Source organism: Aeromonas sp. QDB20 (assembly GCF_027707805.1).
GTDB lineage: Bacteria > Pseudomonadota > Gammaproteobacteria > Enterobacterales > Aeromonadaceae > Aeromonas > Aeromonas dhakensis.
In genome coordinates this window covers 13,718-33,506 of sequence record NZ_JAPCJC010000018.1, presented here as the reverse complement: position 1 = coordinate 33,506, position 19,789 = coordinate 13,718, and the positions used below count along the sequence as shown (strand labels likewise).

The window sequence follows — 19,789 nt, the reverse complement described above, 5'->3', positions numbered from 1 at the left end:
ACACCCGTTGGTGGCCGCAGGCCCGTCGATTTGATGGTGAAGGGAGCAAGGTTCGCTCCCTTCACCCTGTCTGTCCCTGTGGTCACGGCTCAGCGGTTGAGCCGCATGGAGTTGGTGACCACGATGAGGGAGCTCAGCGACATGCCTGCCGCCGCCACGTAGGGGGGCAGCCAGCCGCTGGCCGCCAGCGGCAGCACCAGCAGGTTGTAACCGATGGACCAGGCGAAGTTCTCCTTGATGATCTTGCGGGTGCGCAGTGCCAGGGCGCGGGCATCCAGCAGGCGGGAGAGATCGTCGGCCAGCAGAATGGCGTCGGCGCTGTTCTTGGCCAGATCGGTGCCGCCGGCCATGGCGAAGGAGGCATGGGCGCCGGCCAGCACAGGGGCGTCGTTGATGCCATCACCCACCATGATGCTGATGTCGCCGCGGGCTTCGTGCTCCTTGAGATAGGTCAGCTTGCCATCCGGGGTGACGCCCTTGACCAGCTCGTCGACCCCCAGTTCGCGGGCCACCTCGTCGGCCTGGGCCGAGCTGTCGCCGGTGAGGATGGTGGTCTTGAGGCCGGCCGCCTTGAAGGCCTGGATCAGCGCCTTCGCATCGGGGCGCAGGGTGTCGGTCAGCAGGAAGCGGGCGAGCGCCTGATCCTCGTCGGCCAGATAGATGACCAGCCCGTCTGCTTGTGCTTCGTGGGCATCGCTGATGCCGAGCCAGCGGGCACTGCCGAGCCGATAGTGGTGACCCTCGATCACCCCTTCGATACCGTGTCCGATGACGGGGGCCACCTTGCTGGCCGCCAGCAGCACGGCGTCCTCTGCGGCGTTGCTGCGAAAGGCGCGGGCGATGGGGTGTTCGGAATAGGCCTCCAGGGCGCGGGCGATGGCAAGGCAGCGCGCCTCGTCGAGATTGCCCAGGGCCTCTGTGCTGGTCAGGCTGATGTTGCCCGTGGTCAGGGTACCGGTCTTGTCCATTACGATGCGGTTGGCTCGGGTCAGTACGTCCAGCACGTGGCCGCGGCGCAGCAGGATGCCGGCACGGGTCAGGCGGGCGGTGGCCGAGGTGAGCGCGGTGGGGGTGGCCAGCGACAGAGCGCAGGGGCAGGTCGCCACCAGCACCGCCAAAGTGACCCAGAAGGCCTGCTCCGGCTGATGGAAGTGCCAGAAGGTCCATACGCCAGCGGCGATGAACAGCAGCACCAGAATGAAATGACGGGAGAGCACGTCCGCCATCTGGGCGATGGCCGGTTTGTCGTCCAGCGCGTGATCCTGCAGCCGCATGATCTGGGCCAGACGCGACTCTTCGATACGATGACTGACCCGGATCTCCAATGGGGCGTCGGTGTTGATGGTGCCGGCGTAGACGGCATCCCCCGCCTGCTTGAGCAGCGGCAGTTGTTCGCCGGTCAGCATGGATTCGTTGAGACTGGCCTGCCCAAGCAGGATGATGCCATCCGCCGGCAGGGTGGCCCCCGCCAGCACTCGCACCCGATCGCCTACCTGCAGCGTCTTGGCGGCCACCTCGTGTTCACCATCCTCATCGAGCCGGGTGGCCATGATGGGCACTAGCCGCGCCAGGTTGGAGCTCGACTCGGAGGCCTTGCGTCTGGCCCGCAGCTCGAGGAAGCGCCCCAGCAGCAGGAAGAAGACGAACATGGTGATGGAGTCGTAATAGACCTCGCCGGTGTTGAACACGGTGGCCCACATGGAGGCGACGAAGGCACCGATCAGCGCCAGCGACACCGACACGTCCATGGAGAGGTGCCCCTGCCTGAGGCTGCGCCAGGCGCCCACGTAGAAGGGCTGGGCCGAGTAGATCATGATGGGGGTGGAGAGCAGCAGACTTATCCACTTGAAGTAGACCATGAACTCCTCTTCGACGCTGATGAAGAGGTCCATGTAGAGCGCCACCGCGCACATCATCACCTGCATGGAACCGAGCCCCGCCAGTGCCAGCCGGAACATATAGCTGCGCACCTCTTTGGCGTAGAGCGCTTCCTGCTGGTGAGTCTGGAAGGGGTAGGCGCGATAGCCAATCTTGGCAAAACCCTTGAGGATGTCGCTCAAAGAGAGCCGGTCCGGATCCCACTTGATGCGGGCTCTGTGGGTGGTGGTGTTGACGTTGATGTAGTGCAGCCCGGCCAGGTTGCCCAGATGGCGTTCGATGAGCCAGGCACAGGCGGCGCAGGTCAGGCCTTCCACCGTCAGCTGGATCTCGCGCACCTTGTGGCTGCCGGTGGCGCTGTCGGTGACAAAGTCCTGCTGCACTTCGGCCAGATCGTAGTGGGTGAGGGCGGCGAGCTCTTCAGGCACCAGCTCGCCCTTGGTGCCGGGGGCGGTGCGGTGCTCGTAGTAGCTGGCCAGGCCGCATTCGAGAATGGTTTCCGCCACCGCCTGACAACCAGGGCAGCACATGGGTTGGACTATGCCCTTTATCTCGAGGGCATAGCGGCTGCCAGCGGGGACCGGCTCACCACAGTGAAAGCAGCCGCTCATGACAGCTGGCCGCAGGCTACCCGGCCTGTCGGCAGAAACAGTGAAGCGCCGGTTGCTGCCGGCGTGTCATGGTAAACAGGACGGCTCATGACTCAGCGCCCTTTGGGATCGAGTTCGACGGGGGCCTTGGTGGGGAGCTGGACTGTCTCTTGCAAGCGCCATTCGTGGTTGAAGGCATCCACCCGCACGTGCCACTTGCCGGTGAGGGGCTTGTCGAGCAGCAGGCGATAGACGCCGTTGCCGTCGGCGGTCACCATGTGCTCGCTGTCCATGCCGGCGAGGGTGGGGTGAAACAGGGAGAGGTAGAGCGCCTGGCCGGCCGGGATATCCCCTGACAGCGGTTTGAGGGTCAGCTCGTTGCCGTTGACCTCCAGCGCGATGTGGATGTTGAGGGCTTCGGCGCGATCAAACTTGCTGAGATCCTGATTAATCTCTTTGCCTTGCTTGTAATAGTCTTCGGCCACCAGATTGACGCCATCCTTGCTGGCGATGATCGCCGTGCTGATGCTGCCGATCACGGCGGCGGTCGGGAGGGCGATGATGAACCAGGGCCAGAATTGGCGATACCAGGGTTGGGACATAGTGCTACTACCGTGAAACCAGTGGTTAACGAAACAGAGGAATTTCAGTCAACACAAGATAACAAAAAGCCTCGAAGAGTCGAGGCTTTTTGCTGAGTAATCACGTGTTTATCACATGTTACTGCTTATTTTGCTGGTCGTTGTGGGACAAGCTGTAAACGTAGGAGGCGAGCAGGTGCACCTTGTCTTCACCCAGAATATCCTTCCAGGCCGGCATCACGCCGTGACGACCGTGGGTGATGGTCTGCTCGACCACCTGACGGGAGCCGCCATAGAGCCAGGTGTTGTTGGTGAGATCCGGCGCCCCGAAGGCGATGCCGCCCTTGGCGTCCGGACCGTGACAGGCGGCGCAGATGGTGAAGCGTGCTTCACCCTTCTTGGCTTCCACCATGTCCACCTTGCGACCGGAGAGGCTCAGCACGTAGGAGGCCACTTCGCGGACTCCGTCCTTGCCGAGGATCTCGCCCCAGGCTGCCATCACGCCCTGACGACCGCCCATGATGGTGGTCTTGATCTGGTCGGGCGCGCCGCCCCACTGCCATTCGCTGTCGGTCAGGTTCGGGAAACCGCGACCGCCGCGGGCATCGGAGCCGTGGCACTGGGAGCAGTTCTGCAGGAACAGACGCTGACCCACCTTGCGGGCTTCCGGATCGGCGGCGATCTCCTCGATGGCGCGATAGGTCTTGCCATCGGCCTGATAGGCCAGCTCACGGAACTTGGCGCCGTAGATCTCGTCAGCCTTGACGAGCTCGCGATCGTATTCCACCGCACGCCCTTCAGCCTTGGCGGAGGCTGCCGCTGCCTTGGACTCGGCCAGTGAGCGTATGTCCTGGTTGGAGCTCTGCCAGCCCAGCACGCCCTTGAAGTTGCCAAGGCCCGGGAAGGCAATCAGATAGACCAGACCGGTGACGATGAAGAAGAGGAACATGTAGGTCCACCACTTCGGCAGCGGGTTGTTGATCTCTTCGATACCGTCGAAGGCGTGTCCCATGGACTTGCCTTCTTCCACGCCCATCTTGTCGCGCAGGCACCATACCAGCAGCAAGAAGCAGCCGAGGATGGTCCCCAGACTGATGACGGTCACAAAAATGCTAAACAAAGTGCTCATTATTGTTTCGCTCCTGCGTTCTTGTTATCAGCACTGGGTTGCTCGTCGTCGGCAAATACCAGATTGGCCGCCTCGTCGAAGGAGGTCTTGCGGCGTTTGCTGTAGGCCCAGACGATGATGCCGATCATGATGGCCATCAACAGCAGGGTATACAGGCCGCGAAAAGTGCCGTAATCCATATCCTGACTCCTTTATTTCAGGGCATGACCCAGTGATTGCAGATAGGCTACCAGCGCATCCAGCTCGGTCTTGCCTTTCACGGCCTCGCCGGCACCCTGAATGTCGGCATCCGTGTAGGGTACGCCGAAGTGATCGCGGAACAGGGCCAGCTTCTTGCCGGTCAGCTCACCGGTCAACACGTTGGTGTCGAGCCAGGGGAAGGCGGGCATGTTGGACTCGGGCACCACGTCGCGCGGGTTGATCAGGTGGGCACGGTGCCAGTCGTCGGAATAACGACCGCCAACCCGGGCCAGATCCGGACCGGTACGCTTGGAGCCCCACAGGAAGGGGTGCTCCCACACGCTCTCACCGGCGACCGAGTAGTGGCCGTAACGCTCGGTTTCGGCGCGGAACGGACGGATCATCTGGCTGTGGCAGACGGTGCAGCCTTCGCGGATGAAGATGTCGCGCCCTTCCATCTGCAGGGCGGTGTAGGGCTTGAGGCCCTCGACCGGCTCAGTGGTCTGCTTCTGGAAGAACAGCGGGGTGATTTCCACCAGGCCCCCCAGGCTGATGGCAAAAATGATGCCGACCACCAGCATGGGAACGCTCTTTTCAAAGATCTCGTGACGGTTATTGTTGCTCATGCTTTGACCTCTTCAATCATGCTGGCTGTGCGACAGGTTCCAGGGAACCTTTGGGCGCAGTGATGGTGCGATAGGCGTTGTAGGCCATCAGCAACATGCCGGTGACAAAGAAGCAGCCACCCAGGAAGCGCACGAAGTAGAAGGGATAAGAGGCCTGCAGCGCTTCTACGAAGCTGTAGGTCAGGGTGCCGTCGTCGTTGACCGCACGCCACATCAGACCCTGCATCACACCGGAAATCCACATGGCGACGATGTAGAGCACGGTACCCACGGTCGCCAGCCAGAAGTGGACGTTGATGAGCTTGATGCTGTACATGCGGCCCTGGCCGAACAGGTTCGGGATCAGGTGGTACACGGCACCGATGGAGACCATGGCAACCCAGCCCAGCGCGCCGGAGTGGACGTGACCGATTGTCCAGTCGGTGTAGTGGGAGAGGGCGTTGACGGTCTTGATCGCCATCATGGGGCCTTCGAAGGTGGACATGCCGTAGAACGACAGGGACACGATCAGGAAGCGCAGGATGGGGTCGTAACGCAGTTTGTGCCAGGCACCGGAGAGGGTCATGATGCCGTTGATCATGCCGCCCCAGGAGGGGACGAACAGGATCAGGGACATCACCATGCCGAGGGACTGTGCCCAGTCAGGCAGGGCGGTATAGTGCAGGTGGTGCGGACCGGCCCAGATGTAGAGGGAGATCAGCGCCCAGAAGTGAACGATGGAGAGACGGTAGGAGTAGACCGGACGACCCGCCTGTTTCGGTACGAAGTAGTACATCATGCCGAGGAAGCCGGCAGTCAGCAGGAAGCCTACCGCGTTGTGGCCATACCACCACTGCACCATGGCATCCATGGCGCCGGAGTACATGGAGTAGGACTTCATGCCCGAAAGCGGCACTTCCATGTTGTTGACGATGTGCAGCACGGCCACTGTGATGATGAAGGCACCGAAGAACCAGTTCGCCACATAGATGTGGGAGGTGGTGCGCTTGACCAGGGTGCCGAAAAAGACCACGGCATAGGCGACCCAGACGATGGTGATGGCGATATCAATCGGCCATTCCAGCTCTGCGTACTCCTTGGAGGTGGTGTATCCCAGCGGCAGCGAAATGGCGGCAGAAAGGATGATGGCCTGCCAGCCCCAGAACACGAAGGTCGCCAGCGGGCCACCAAACAGTCGGGTTTGACAGGTGCGTTGCACCACATAGAAGGAGGTCGCCATCAGGGCGCTACAGCCAAATGCGAAGATAACCGCGTTGGTGTGCAGAGGGCGAAGGCGACTGTAAGTCAGCCAGGGAGTATCAAAGTTGAGGGCAGGCCAGATCAACTGGGCTGCAATCAGTACGCCAACCGACATGCCGACAATTCCCCAGACAATCGTCATGACGGTGAACTGGCGAACAACGGTGTAGTTGTACTCAGGATGGTTAGTTGTATGGCTCATCGTTGTATTCCGCTTCCGATGCTGCTGTTGTTTGATTTTGTGTCCAGTGAGGTGGACCGACTTCATTGGCTACTGCCTTTTCTCTTGTTAACAACTGTTAATAAAAGGAAAAGCAAAAAGTAGCTAAATGAAAATTCAATGGGAATGATACTGAACTGACAGGTAAAATAACAGTATAAACAGTGATATATTTGGCTCCGTTGGGTCTCGCCTGTTCAATTATTTACCTTGCGCGAGATCACGAAAATGTCATTTTTCAGACATCTTACAAGGTTGTTTTTTCATGAAAGAGAGACTCACTTCACGCAAAATTATCCATTTGGCGATCGTGTTGACTATTTTGCTCGGTTTGGTTGCCTATCGAACCTGGTTCGATGGCGCGCAGACGGCGATGGCAAGCTCGGAAAAAGATCAGATTTGTGATCTGTCCCACAGCTCATGCCCTCTGCAGGCGGGGAATAAGCCGCTGACCGCCCGCATCGCCTCGCTGCCGGTACAGGCCGAACGTGACTTCGTGATACAGCTTCAGGGCGGCGATCCGGCCGTCACGCCGGTGAAGGCGTGGCTGGAGGGGCGGGACATGTTCATGGGGACCATTCCGGTCACTTTTGAGGCCACAGCCCAGGGCTGGCAAGGGACGACCCTGGTGGGATCCTGCACCTCGCCGATGATGGTCTGGCTGCTCAATATCGAGTGGAGCAATGGCCAGCGCCAGCAACTGGCGCTCTCCGTCGCCCGCTGAGGGCCTCTTCCTGAGGTGCAAAAGGAGGGGGCAAGGTGAAAATTGATTTGAATTTTTCAGGCAGGGCGTTACCTTGCACTGATTGTCAGGGAGTGAAGTTCATTTAATCATGATTGAAAAACAAGCATTTTATCGCACGCTCAACCAGCAGGCTCAGGCATTGCTGGAGGGAGAGCCGGATCTCATCGCCAACCTGGCCAACCTGTCCGCCCTGCTCAATCAGGAGCTGGCCGACATCAACTGGGTCGGCTTTTACCTGTTGCAGGGGGAGACCCTGGTGCTCGGCCCGTTCCAGGGCAAGCCGGCCTGCGTACGCATTCCGGTCGGGCGCGGGGTATGCGGCACGGCGGTGGCCGAGGGCAAGACCCAGCTCATCGACGACGTGCACCAGTTTGAGGGGCATATCGCCTGCGACGGTGCCAGCAATGCCGAAATCGTGATCCCGCTGCGCCGGCGTGGCGAGATCATTGGCGTACTGGATATCGATAGTCCAATCTTTAACCGCTTTGACGAGCAGGACCGGATTGGCCTCGAAGAAACGGTGCAAATTTTGGAAAGCATGCTCTAAGTCATTGCTTGATGGTTCGCAAAAGGCCCCAAGCTCTCTATAATGGGGCCTTTGTTGTGCTCGGGCGTGCCCGCGCGTTTATATGAAAGCCAAGGTTATACATGGAAAACACTGAGAAGCTGAAGAACAGTAAAGAGATCGTTGCCTACCTGGTCGAGAAATTCCCGGCCTGCTTCATCGCTGAAGGAGAGGCCAAGCCGCTCAAGATTGGCATCTTCCAGGATTTGGCCGAGCGTCTTGCTGACGACGCCAGAGTCTCCAAGACCATGCTGCGCTCCGCTCTGCGTCAATACACCTCCAGCTGGCGTTACCTGCATGGCCTCAAGGCCGGCCAGGCCCGTGTCGATCTGGACGGCAACCCGGGCGAGCTGCTCACCGAGGAGCACATCGAGCACGCCAAGCAAGCCCTGAAGGAGAGCAAAGAGCGCGTCTTTGCCAGCCGTCGTACCAACAATAAAGAAGAGAAGGCCAAGCAGCCTCGTCGTCCTGCCCCGCGCAAGGCCGATGCCGCCGCCAAGTCCAGCAAGCCGAAAGCCGCTCCCAAGGCTGCTCCGGTTGCTGACGAGGCCCCGTTGGTCAAGGTGGATGCCGCTACCCTGAAAGTAGAGCAGGGCGTGCGCGTGGTGCTGGGCAAGTCGCCGGTACCGGCCACCATCAAGGAAGTGACCAAGGATGACGTTCAGGTTCAATTGCAGACCGGCATGATGCTGCGGGTCAAATTCGAGCACCTGGTTCTCTAAGGAGACAAATGTTGAAGCATGGCGTAATTCGTTTTTCCCTCGTTGCCTGTAGCCTGGCGCTTGCCGGGCTTGCACAGGCCATCGAGCCGGTGCTCAAGGAAAGTGATTTGCCTGTGTTGGCTCAGGAGAGCCAACATGCTACGGCTAGCAAGCGAATTGCCAATCTGTTTACCCGCTCGCATTACAAGCAGTTCAAGCTGGACGATGCCTTTTCCTCCGTGATCTTTGACAAGTATCTGGAGAATCTGGATTACAGCCGCAACCTGTTTCTGGCCTCTGACATCAGCCGTTTTGAAAAGTACCGTACCGGCTTTGACACCGACCTCGAAAGAGGGCGGCTGGCACCGGCCTACGAGATGTTCAACCTGAGTCAGCAGCGGCGTTATGAGCGGTTCGAATACGCCCTCAAACTGCTCGATACTCCTTTCGATTTTACCCAGCCCGACAACTACGTGTTTGATCGGGAAGGGGCGGCCTGGCCGAAAGACGAGGCCGAACTCAACGAGTTGTGGCGCCAGCGGGTCAAGTTCGATGCCCTGAGCCTCAAGCTCAGCGGCAAGGAGTGGCCCGAGATCAAGGAGCTGCTCGGCAAGCGTTACAACAACGCCATCAAGCGGATGTCCCAGACCGAGAGCGAGGATGTATTCCAGCTCTTCATGAACTCCTTCGCTCGCGCCATCGAGCCGCACACCAGCTATCTGTCTCCGCGCAGCGCCGATCGTTTCAACACCGAGATGAACCTCTCGCTGGAGGGGATTGGTGCCGTGCTGCAGGCCGAAGATGACTTCACCGTCATTCGCTCCTTGGTGCCTGGCGGCCCGGCTGCCAAGTCCAACCACCTGAAACCGGATGACAAGATCGTCGGGGTAGGGCAGGACGACGGCAAGATTGTCGACGTGATCGGCTGGCGTCTCGATGACGTGGTCGAGCTCATCAAGGGGCCCAAGGGCAGCAAGGTGAAGCTGGAGATCCAGCGCGGCAAGGGCGCCAGCGCCAAGACCGAGCAGATCGAGCTGGTACGTGACAAGGTGCGTCTGGAAGACAGGGCCGCCAAGTCCAAGGTGATCACCGCCGAGGGCAAGAAGATCGGCGTGCTCGAGATCCCGAGCTTCTACGTCAACCTGCACGACGACGTGATCAAGGAGCTCTCCAGCCTCAACAAGCAGAAGATCGAGGGTCTGATCGTCGATCTGCGTGGCAACGGCGGCGGTGCGCTGACCGAGGCCTCTGCCCTGAGCGGCTTGTTCTTCGCGAGCGGCCCTGTGGTGCAGATCCGGGATCACATGGGCCGCATCACCGTCAACGGTGATGACGACGGCAACGTCTACTACGGCGGCCCCATGTCGGTGATGATCGACCGCTACAGCGCCTCGGCCTCCGAGATCTTCGCTGCCGCCATGCAGGATTACGGCCGCGCCCTGATCCTCGGCGAGAACTCGTTTGGCAAGGGCACGGTGCAGCAGCATCGCAGCCTCGCCAAGGTTTATGACTTCTACGAGCAGCCGCTTGGTCACGTGCAGTACACCATCGCCAAGTTCTACCGGATCAACGGTGGCAGCACCCAGAACAAGGGTGTCGCCCCGGACATCAGCTTCCCCACCGCGGTGGCACCGGAAGAGACGGGCGAGAGCCGCGAGTTCAACGCCCTGCCGTGGGACAAGATAGCGTCGGCCAAGTACGACAAGCTCGGCAACTTTGCCAGCTTGCTGCCCAAGCTGCAGGCGGCCCACGAGGCGCGGATCAACAAGGATCCTGAGTTTGCCTACGTGATGCAGGACATCGCCGAGTACAAGGAGGAGAAAGACAAGAAGTCGGTCTCCTTGAACGAGGCGGAGCGTCTGGCGGATCAGGCCAAACAGGACGAGAAGGCGCTCAAGCGCGCCAACGAACGCCTGACTCGCCTGGGCAAGCCGACGGTGAAGAGCCTGGACGATCTGCCTGCCGATTTTGAGGCACCCGACGAGTATCTGGTCGAGGCTGCCAACATCACGGCGGATCTGGCCAAGCTCAGCAAACGCGGCTGAACAGGGACAGCCAATTAATCAACAAGGGCGACTTCGGTCGCCCTTTCCTTTGCCTGAATGCAAACTATTTGACCCTGCCAACCGGTTATGACAGCCTCTGACACGTCAATAACAAGCGTGGAAGCAAACAATAATGACCGATCACTCCCAGGCCATGAGGGCCAAATATCGCCAGGATTACCAGGCTCCGCTCTACTGGTGCGACAGCATCGACCTCGATTTTCAGCTGCAGGAGCCGCAGACCCGGGTCACCGCCATCTCGCGGCTGCGTCGCAACGGCGACCACAAGGAGCCGCTGGTGCTGGATGGCGAAGGGCTGGTCCTGCACGCCATCAGCGTGGACGGAGTTGCCTTTAGCCAGTATGAGCAGGGTGAGAGCAGCCTGACCCTGTTCAACCTGCCGGCAGAATGCGTGCTGACCATAGTCACCGACATCAACCCGGCCACCAACACCGCGCTGGAAGGGCTCTACAAGTCCGGCGATGCCTACTGCACCCAGTGCGAGGCGGAAGGGTTCCGACGCATAACCTATTACATGGACAGGCCCGATATCCTGGCCCGCTACAGCACCCGCATCACTGCCGACAAGGCCAAGTATCCTTTCCTGCTCTCCAACGGCAACAAGGTTGACAGCGGCGATCTGGGTGACGGTCGCCACTTCGTGCAGTGGCAGGATCCCTTCCCCAAGCCGAGTTACCTGTTTGCCCTGGTGGCCGGGGACTTCGATGTGGAGCGCAGCCACTACACCACCAAGAGTGGCCGCCAGGTAGCCCTCGAGATCTTCGTCGACAAGGGCAACCTGGACAGAGCCGGTTTCGCCATGGAGAGCCTCATCAACTCCATGCGCTGGGACGAGCAGCGCTTTGGCCTCGAGTACGACCTCGACATCTACATGATCGTGGCGGTGGACTTCTTCAACATGGGCGCCATGGAGAACAAGGGGCTCAACATCTTCAACTCCAAGTTCGTGCTGGCCAACCCGGCTACCGCCACCGACAGCGACTACCACGGCATCGAGCGGGTGATCGGCCACGAATACTTCCACAACTGGACCGGCAACCGCGTTACTTGCCGCGACTGGTTCCAGCTCAGCCTGAAAGAGGGGCTGACGGTGTTCCGGGATCAGGAGTTCTCCTCCGATCTGGGTTCGCGCGGGGTCAATCGCATCAACAACGTGCGCACCGTGCGCGGCCCGCAGTTTGCCGAGGATGCCGGCCCCATGGCCCATCCCATCCGCCCGGATGTGGTGATCGAGATGAACAACTTCTACACCCTGACCGTCTACGAGAAAGGCTCGGAAGTGATCCGCATGCTGCACACCCTGCTGGGTGAGGAGGCCTTCCAGGCGGGCATGCGACTCTATTTCGAGCGCTTTGACGGTCAGGCGGTCACCTGCGATGACTTCGTGCAGGCGATGGAGGATGCCTCCGGGGTGGATCTCGGTCGCTTCCGTCGCTGGTACAGCCAGTCCGGTACCCCCGAACTCACCGTGTCCGACGAGTACGATGCCGACAGCGGCGTCTATCGCCTGAACGTGAGCCAGCACACCCCGCCGACCCAGGATCAGCCGCAGAAACTGCCGCTGCATATCCCCCTCGACATCGAACTCTATGACGAGCAAGGGGCCATCATCCCGCTGCAGTACCAGGGCAAGGCCATCGGCAACGTGCTGGACGTGCTGGAAGCGGAGCAGACCTTCGTGTTTGACAAGGTATCGGTCAAGCCGGTGCCCTCCCTGCTGCGGGACTTCTCGGCGCCGGTCAAACTGCATTTTGACTACAGCGACGAGGCATTGGCCTTCCTGATGCGCCATGCCCGCAACGAGTTTGCTCGTTGGGATGCGGCGCAGATGCTGATCAACAAGGCGGTCATCGAAGGCGTGGCCCGGACTCAGCAAGGGCAGGGGGTTGAGCTCTCCCGGACCCTGCTGGCGGCCTTTGTTGCCATTCTGGACGACGGCGAGCTGGATCCGGCCCTCAAGGCGGAGATCCTGGCGTTGCCGGGTGAGGCGACCCTGGCCGAGCTGTTCGAGGTGGCCGACATCGACGCCATCCATCAGGTGCGCAACGAGATCCAGACCTCGCTGGCCCAGGCCTTCGGGGCCCGTCTGGTGGCCTGCTACGAGAGTTTGCGCCTGCCGGCTTATCAGGTGGTGCACGCCGACATGGCCAAGCGGGCGCTCAAGGGGGTCGTGCTGGGCTATCTGGCGGCCCTCGACGCCGGCAGCGCCGATCTGCTGGTACGCCAGCAATATGCGGCCGCCGACAACATGACCGACACCCTGGCGGCGCTGCAGGTGGCCAACAGTCATCTGCTGCCGTGCCGCGCCGAGCTCTTGGCCGACTTCGAGGGCAAGTGGGCCAAGGACGGACTGGTGCTGGACAACTGGCTGCGGCTGGTGGGTGCCAAGCCGGCAGAAGACGTGCTGGAAGAGGTGAAGCAGGCGATGGCGCACCCCACCTTCAGCATTCGCAATCCGAACCGGCTGCGGGCGCTGGTGGGCAGCTTTGCCATGAACAACCAGGTGCAGTTCCATGCGCGCGATGGTCGCGGTTACCGCTTCCTGACCGATCTGCTGATCGAGCTCAACGAGGTCAATCCGCAGGTGGCATCCCGCCTCATCACTCCGCTCATCCAGTTCAAGCGGCTCGATGAGGGGCGCAAGGCGCTGATCCGCACCGAGCTGACCCGTCTGGCCAACCTCGAGGGGCTGGCGCGGGATTTGTTCGAGAAGGTGAGCAAGGCGCTGCAGCAGTAAGCACGAGCGGGCGGGGGAGTCATCTCCCGCCCTTTACCGTGAGTCTTCAACCACGACCAGAGGAGTCATCGTGAAGCAGTTTACCTTTCGCCTCTCATTGAGCCATGACGAGGTCATGCTGATGTACCAGGGCCATGCCAAACGGCTGGTGGTGCGCAGCGAGCAGGGGCTGACCCTGGAACTGGGCATTGAGAAAATCCGGCCTTTCGTCGCCATCAGCGGGGTACATGGCTACTTTCGCCTCAAAACCCAGGACGATTATCGCTTTATCAGCCTTGAACGCATAAATTAACAAAACTTGAACATATTTCCGCGTAATTCACTGCTTTCAGTCACTATCTATCCGGTAAATCCGTAACCATCCAGTGGGATTTTCTGTTTTTTGCCAGAACGGCAAAATTTTTCACAGCTTAAGGCGTGATCTGCCCCTTGTTTTTAACAACTCATTATCACCTTTGCTCGCCTTCCTTGATCCAAGACATTACACTTCGCAGCAACTCTGTACCGGTGGGCATCCAGGGTGGATGTCTCTGTGTCGGTGGTTAATGTCGTCCGATAAGGAATATAGAAATGGCATTGAAAGACGCCCCTACCTCAGTTCTGCTCGAAAACGTTCTCAGCCTGATCCATCAGAAGTTGCCCAAGAAGAGTGCCTCCCTGGTCGAGTGCTTCGTCGCCAAGTTCTACGGCAACATGGCGAGCACCGATCTGCACGATCGCAATGACAGCGATCTCTATGGCGCCGCGCTCAGCCTGTGGAATGCGCTCAACCAGCGCACCAGCACAGAGCCCTATATCCGGGTCTACAATCCCGAGCTGACCCGCCACGGCTGGCAGTCTCCCCATACCATCGTCGAAATCATCCTGCAGGACTCTCCCTTCCTGGTGGATTCCATCCGCATGGCGCTCAAGCGCCGGGGCATCACGGCGCACATGATGCTGCACCAGCCGCTGCACCTCATTCGCGGCAGTGAAGGCAAGATCAGCGCCATTCTGGATCTGGACAACACGGCCGAACAGACCTCCGTCGAGACAGCCTTCCTCATCGAGATCGATCACCTTACCAGCGAGGAGCAGATGGAAGGGCTGACCGCCGAGCTCAACTCAGTGGCCGGTGAAGTGGCCCTGGCGGTCGGTGACTGGCAGCCCATGCTGGCACGCCTGAACGAGATCATCGACGAGCTGCCCAAACGCAAACACCCGGTCAGCAAGGGCGAGGTAGACTCCTGCGTCGCCTTCCTCAAATGGGTGGCCGCTCACAACTTCACCCTGATGGGCTATCGTCGCTACGACGTCAAGGCGGTGGAGGGGGATCACGAGATCCTGCCACAGCCGGATTCGAGCCTGGGTCTGATGAAAAACTCCATCAAGGATGAGGGGCAGCGCCTGGGCACCATGCCGGCCAGTGCCCGTCACGCGGCCCTGAGCTCCTCCCTGCTGATCCTCACCAAGTCCAACAGCAAATCACGGGTGCATCGCCCGGCCTATGTGGACTACATCGGCATCAAGCGCTTCGACGAACATGGCAAGGTGGTAGGCGAAGATCGCTTCATCGGTCTGTATGCCTCCTCCATCTACAACACCAGCGCGACCCAGATCCCCCTCATCAGCCACCGCCTCGAGCGCATCATGGCCGCCTCCGGTCACGAGAAGGGTTCCCATGCCTACAAGGCGCTGCTGAACGTACTGGAAACCTACCCACGCGATGAGCTGATCCAGGCTCGCGAAGAGGAGCTGCTGGCCACCGGTCTTGGGGTGCTGGAGATGCAGGAGCGCGACATGCTGCGCCTGTTCGTGCGCCGCGACGTCTACGGCCGCTTCTTCTCCTGCATGGTCTATGTCACCAAGGAGCGCTACAACACGGCGCTGCGGGTCAAGACCCAGCAGATCCTGCAGAAGTATTTTGGCAGCAACGAAGAGGTGGAGTTCAACGTCTACTTCACCGAGGGCGTGCTGGCTCGGACCCACTACATAGTGCGGGTCAACAACAACAACGTGGATGTGGATGTGAACGAAGTACAGAACAACCTGATTGAAGCGGCCCGCAGCTGGGATGACCGTCTGGACTCCGTGCTGCTCTCTCACTACGGTGAAGCCCGTGGTAACGAGCTGCGCCGCCGTTTCAGCACCGCCTTCCCCCGCGCCTACAAGGAAGACGTGCTGCCGGGTTCCGCCGTGGCCGACATCATGGAGCTGGACAACCTGAGCGAGGCCAATCCGCTCGGCATGCTGTTCTACCGCGCCCAGGAGGAAGAGAACGATCGCCGGGTCCGCCTAAAACTGTTCCACCGCACTGAACCCATCCACCTCTCCGATGTGCTGCCCATGCTGGAAAACATGGGGCTGCGGGTCATCGGCGAAACCCCGTATCAGGTGCGCACCCCGGCGGGCGACATCTTCTGGATCCTCGACTTCTCCATGCTGCTGCATGGGGAGCAGCCGTTCGATCTGGAGCAGAGCCAGCAACGCTTCCAGCAGGCTTTTGCGGCCATCTGGAACAAGCAACTGGAAGATGACGGCTTCAACCGGCTGGTGCTGGGCGCCGGCCTCACCGGTCGTCAGGTATCCGTGCTGCGCGCCTATGCCAAATACATGCGTCAGACCGGCGTCTCCTTCAGCCAGTCCTATATCGAAGAGACCCTGACCCGCTACCCGGATATCGCCCAGCTGCTGTTCACCCTGTTCGAACAGCGCCTGGATCCGGCCGGCAAGCAGGACGCCAAGGTACAGGCCAAGCTGCACGAGCAGCTCGCCGCCAAGCTCGATCAGGTTGCCAACCTGGACGACGATCGCATCATCCGCCGCTATGTGGAGATGATCGACGCCACCCTGCGCACCAACTACTACCAGCTGGACAAGGCGGGCAACATCAAGCCCTACGTCTCCTTCAAGCTGGCCCCCTCCAGCATCACCGACATGCCGTTGCCGCTGCCGAAGTTCGAGATCTTCGTCTACTCGCCGCGGGTGGAAGGGGTGCACCTGCGCTGGGGCAAGGTAGCCCGTGGCGGTCTGCGCTGGTCCGATCGCAAGGAGGACTTCCGTACCGAAGTGTTGGGTCTGGTAAAAGCCCAGCAGGTGAAGAATACCGTCATCGTGCCGGTTGGTGCCAAAGGCGGTTTCTACTGCAAACAGATGCCGGCGGGGGCGCCCCGTGCCGTGATCCAGGAGGAGGGCAAGGCCTGCTATCGCCTGTTCATCCGTGGCCTGCTGGACGTGACCGACAACATCATCGGTGGTGAGGTGATCCCGCCCAAATCCGTGGTGCGTCACGACGAGGATGACTACTACCTGGTCGTGGCCGCCGACAAGGGTACCGCGACCTTCTCCGACATCGCCAACGAGATAAGCCTCGAATACGGCCACTGGCTGGGCGACGCGTTTGCCTCCGGCGGCTCGGTCGGCTACGACCACAAGAAGATGGGCATCACCGCCCGCGGCGCCTGGGAGTCGGTCAAGCGGCATTTTCGTGAGATTGGTGTCAACTGCCAGACCACCGACTTCACCTGCGTCGGCATCGGCGACATGGCCGGCGACGTGTTTGGCAACGGCATGCTGCTCTCCGAGCACACCCAGCTGGTGGGCGCCTTCAACCACATGCACATCTTCGTCGATCCGACCCCCAATGCAGCCAAGAGCTTCGTCGAGCGCAAGCGCCTGTTCGAGCTGCCAGGCTCAAGCTGGGATGACTACAACCGGGAACTCATCTCCCAAGGGGGCGGTATCTTCCTGCGCTCGGCCAAGTCCATCAAGCTGAGCCCCGAGATGCAGACCCTGCTCGGTACCGACAAGGCCAGCATGGCCCCGAACGAGCTGATCAAGGCCCTGCTCTGCCTGAACGTCGATCTACTGTGGAACGGCGGCATCGGTACCTATGTGAAGAGTGCCCGCGAGAGCGATGCCGAAGTGGGCGATCGCAGCAACGACGTGCTGCGGGTCAACGGCCGCGATCTGCGGGCCCGTATCGTGGGTGAGGGCGGCAACCTGGGCTTCACCCAGCTCGGCCGGGTGGAGTACGCCAGCCAGGGCGGTCGCATCAACACCGATTTTACCGACAACGTGGGCGGCGTGGATTGCTCCGACAACGAGGTAAACATCAAGATCCTGCTGAACCAGCTGGTGGCAGCAGGGGACCTGACTCTCAAGCAGCGCAACCAGATGCTCTACGAGATGACCGACGACGTGGCGCAGATTGTCATCACCAACGCCTATCGCCAGTCCCAGTCCATCTCGGTGACCAGTTTCCGCGGCGCCGAGCAGCTCAAGGAGCAGCAGCGCTTCATCCAGGGGCTGGAACGGGAAGGCAAGCTGGACCGCGGCCTCGAGTTCCTGCCCTCCGACGAAGAGCTCTCCGAGCGGATGGCGGCTGGGCAGGGGCTGACCCGACCCGAACTGGCGGTGCTGGTGGCCTACGGCAAGATGGTGCTCAAAGAGCAGCTCAACTGCCCGGAAGTGACCGACGAGCCCTTCCTCGCCAACATGCTGGTGACCAGCTTCCCGGCCAAGCTGCAGCAGCAGTTCGGGGCGGCGCTTGCTCAGCATCCGCTGCGCGGCGAGATCATCGCGACCCGGGTGGCCAACATGCTGGTCAACGACATGGGGCTCAACTTCGCCAGCCGGATGAAGGACGAGACCGGTGCCTCGGTGGCGGAAGTGGCCTGCTGCTTCGCCATGGCGCGCGAGGTGTTTGGCCTCAACCAGCTGTGGCGCGACATCGAAGGGTGTGACAACCTGGTGGACGCCCAGACCCAGCTCGAACTGATGTTCTACAGCCGCCGCATCGTGCGCCGTGCCACCCGCTGGTTCCTGCGCGCCCGCAACCGCAGCTGGAGCATCAGCGAGAACATCGCCTTCTTCCGTCCGGCCTTCGAGACGCTGGGTCAGCACCTCTACGAGGTGATGGACGAGAGCGAAGTGGCCGAGCACCAGCAGGCGGTCGCCGCCCTGGTGGCCAAGCAGGTGCCACAAGCCATCGCCCGTCAGGTGGCCCACATGAGCAGCCTCTTCTCCAGCCTGGATCTGGCGCAGATTGCCGCGGAGCACAAGACCGACATCCTGCGCGCCGCCAACGTCTACTATCGCCTCGGCGCCAAGCTGGATCTGCACTGGTTCCTCGACCAGATCAATCATCAACCGGTGGGCAACCACTGGCAGGCGATGGCGCGGGCTTCCTTCCGCGAAGATCTGGACTGGCAGCAACGCAGTCTCACTTCCGTGGTACTGGAAGGGTGCAAAGATCAGGGAGAATGCGCTACCATACTGGCCGACTGGATTTCGGAGCATGAGCAACTCTTGTCCCGTTGGACCCACATGTTGGCCGACTTTAAGACCACCAGCACTCACGAGTTCGCCAAGTTCTCGGTGGCCTTGCGGGAGTTGAACCTGCTCCAGTTGAATTGCCGAACCTCGGCATAACCCCAAAAGCCCCGGCCAGTTGCCGGGGCTTTTTTTAAGGAGCAAACATGCTGTACCCTCTCGCCAGGCATTTCCTGTTCAAGCTCAATCCGGAACAGGCGCACGATCTCTCCATCAAATATTTGCCCCGCCTTCTCGGTACACCGCTCGATTGTTTCTTCCGCCACTCCCTGCCAAAACGCCCCGTCACCGTCATGGGGCTTTCTTTTGCCAATCCGGTGGGTCTGGCGGCCGGGCTCGACAAGGACGGTGAGTGTATTGATGCCTTCGGGGCCATGGGGTTCGGTTTTATCGAGGTCGGAACTGTCACCCCCAGACCCCAGAGCGGCAATGACAAACCCCGTCTGTTCCGGGTCATTCCGGCCGAGGGGATCATCAACCGGATGGGTTTCAACAACAAAGGGGTCGACCACCTGGTCTCTCAGGTTAAGCAGGCCAAATATCAGGGGGTGATCGGCATCAATATCGGCAAGAACAAGGACACCCCCATCGAGCAGGGCAAGGATGATTATCTGATCTGCATGGACAAGGTGTATGACCACGCCGGTTATATCGCCGTCAATATCTCTTCCCCCAATACCCCTGGGCTGCGTTCGCTGCAATATGGCGAGGCACTGGATGAACTGTTGGCCGCCCTCAAGGTTCGTCAGCAGGAGCTGGCCGCACAATATAAGAAATACGTGCCGCTGGCCGTTAAAATAGCCCCGGACTTGACCCCGGATGAAATTAATCAAGTCGCCGCATCCTTGATAAAAAATGGCATCGATGGCGTGATTGCCACCAATACCACCCTCGAGCGCGACATGATTTATGACATGCCCCATGCCGGTGAAGCGGGGGGACTCAGCGGTCGTCCTCTGCAGCACAAGAGTACCGAGGTGATCCGCCAGCTGGCCAAGGCGCTGAATGGTGCGCTGCCCATTATCGGGGTCGGCGGCATCGACAGCGCCATGGCGGCCCGCGAGAAGCTGGCGGCGGGTGCCAGTCTGGTCCAGATTTATAGCGGTTTTATTTATAAAGGCCCGGATCTGGTCAAAGAGATTGTGACCCATATATAAGAAATAAATCGGTGCCCTTTATTTAAAGTTGCTGAAATTCTCGACATGGAATAAAGTCGAGT

The 19,789-nt window shown here is 60.3% G+C and carries 14 protein-coding genes; 8 read left to right on the top strand and 6 right to left on the bottom strand.

The window, feature by feature from the left end:
• Positions 1 to 89 precede the first annotated feature (89 nt).
• The 6 genes from PG897_RS17580 to ccoN form a co-directional block, all read right to left on the bottom strand.
• Positions 90 to 2,489 (bottom strand): heavy metal translocating P-type ATPase, encoded by a 2,400-nt coding sequence (locus PG897_RS17580; RefSeq protein ID WP_201882237.1) that lies wholly within the window; start codon positions 2,487 to 2,489, stop codon positions 90 to 92.
• Positions 2,490 to 2,581: 92 nt separating this feature from the next.
• A complete protein-coding gene (locus PG897_RS17575) occupies positions 2,582 to 3,070 on the bottom strand; it encodes a FixH family protein (RefSeq protein WP_017782879.1) in 489 nt (162 codons plus the stop codon).
• A 118-nt stretch (positions 3,071 to 3,188) separates the two neighbouring features.
• The gene (gene ccoP, locus PG897_RS17570; RefSeq protein WP_017780111.1) at positions 3,189 to 4,178 is read right to left on the bottom strand and encodes a cytochrome-c oxidase, cbb3-type subunit III; all 990 of its coding nucleotides are present in this window, start codon (positions 4,176 to 4,178) and stop codon (positions 3,189 to 3,191) included.
• The gene (locus PG897_RS17565) at positions 4,178 to 4,357 is read right to left on the bottom strand and encodes a CcoQ/FixQ family Cbb3-type cytochrome c oxidase assembly chaperone (RefSeq protein ID WP_005300779.1); all 180 of its coding nucleotides are present in this window, start codon (positions 4,355 to 4,357) and stop codon (positions 4,178 to 4,180) included. The genes ccoP and PG897_RS17565 overlap by 1 nt, the downstream gene beginning before the upstream one ends.
• 12 nt (positions 4,358 to 4,369) lie before the next feature.
• A complete protein-coding gene (ccoO, locus tag PG897_RS17560) occupies positions 4,370 to 4,984 on the bottom strand; it encodes a cytochrome-c oxidase, cbb3-type subunit II (RefSeq protein ID WP_005300783.1) in 615 nt (204 codons plus the stop codon).
• A gap of 16 nt (positions 4,985 to 5,000) precedes the next feature.
• Positions 5,001 to 6,425, bottom strand: coding sequence for a cytochrome-c oxidase, cbb3-type subunit I (gene ccoN, locus PG897_RS17555; RefSeq protein WP_005300785.1), 1,425 nt, complete (start codon positions 6,423 to 6,425; stop codon positions 5,001 to 5,003).
• Positions 6,426 to 6,708: 283 nt separating this feature from the next.
• Here ccoN and PG897_RS17550 point away from each other — a divergent pair, with 283 nt between their 5' ends.
• From PG897_RS17550 to pyrD, 8 genes are all read left to right on the top strand, one after another.
• The gene (locus PG897_RS17550) at positions 6,709 to 7,167 is read left to right on the top strand and encodes a hypothetical protein (RefSeq protein ID WP_010634019.1); all 459 of its coding nucleotides are present in this window, start codon (positions 6,709 to 6,711) and stop codon (positions 7,165 to 7,167) included.
• Positions 7,168 to 7,276: 109 nt separating this feature from the next.
• Positions 7,277 to 7,735 carry a GAF domain-containing protein gene (locus PG897_RS17545; RefSeq protein WP_017764526.1) on the top strand — a complete coding sequence of 153 codons (459 nt, stop codon included), beginning with the start codon at positions 7,277 to 7,279 and terminating at the stop codon, positions 7,733 to 7,735.
• Between the two features lie 101 nt (positions 7,736 to 7,836).
• Positions 7,837 to 8,475: an RNA chaperone ProQ gene (gene proQ / locus PG897_RS17540; RefSeq protein ID WP_005300795.1), complete on the top strand. Its 639-nt coding sequence runs from the start codon at positions 7,837 to 7,839 to the stop codon at positions 8,473 to 8,475.
• Between the two features lie 8 nt (positions 8,476 to 8,483).
• Complete coding sequence (gene prc, locus PG897_RS17535) at positions 8,484 to 10,499, top strand: carboxy terminal-processing peptidase (RefSeq protein ID WP_017780109.1); 2,016 nt, start codon at positions 8,484 to 8,486, stop codon at positions 10,497 to 10,499.
• A 133-nt stretch (positions 10,500 to 10,632) separates the two neighbouring features.
• On the top strand, positions 10,633 to 13,257 hold the full coding sequence (gene pepN, locus PG897_RS17530) for an aminopeptidase N (protein ID WP_226014495.1): 2,625 nt from the start codon (positions 10,633 to 10,635) through the stop codon (positions 13,255 to 13,257).
• A 70-nt stretch (positions 13,258 to 13,327) separates the two neighbouring features.
• Positions 13,328 to 13,549 carry a DUF2835 domain-containing protein gene (locus PG897_RS17525; RefSeq protein ID WP_005300804.1) on the top strand — a complete coding sequence of 74 codons (222 nt, stop codon included), beginning with the start codon at positions 13,328 to 13,330 and terminating at the stop codon, positions 13,547 to 13,549.
• Positions 13,550 to 13,827: 278 nt separating this feature from the next.
• Positions 13,828 to 18,669, top strand: coding sequence for an NAD-glutamate dehydrogenase (locus PG897_RS17520; protein ID WP_226014496.1), 4,842 nt, complete (start codon positions 13,828 to 13,830; stop codon positions 18,667 to 18,669).
• 47 nt (positions 18,670 to 18,716) lie between these two features.
• On the top strand, positions 18,717 to 19,727 hold the full coding sequence (gene pyrD, locus PG897_RS17515; protein WP_042006721.1) for a quinone-dependent dihydroorotate dehydrogenase: 1,011 nt from the start codon (positions 18,717 to 18,719) through the stop codon (positions 19,725 to 19,727).
• Positions 19,728 to 19,789: the final 62 nt, after the last annotated feature.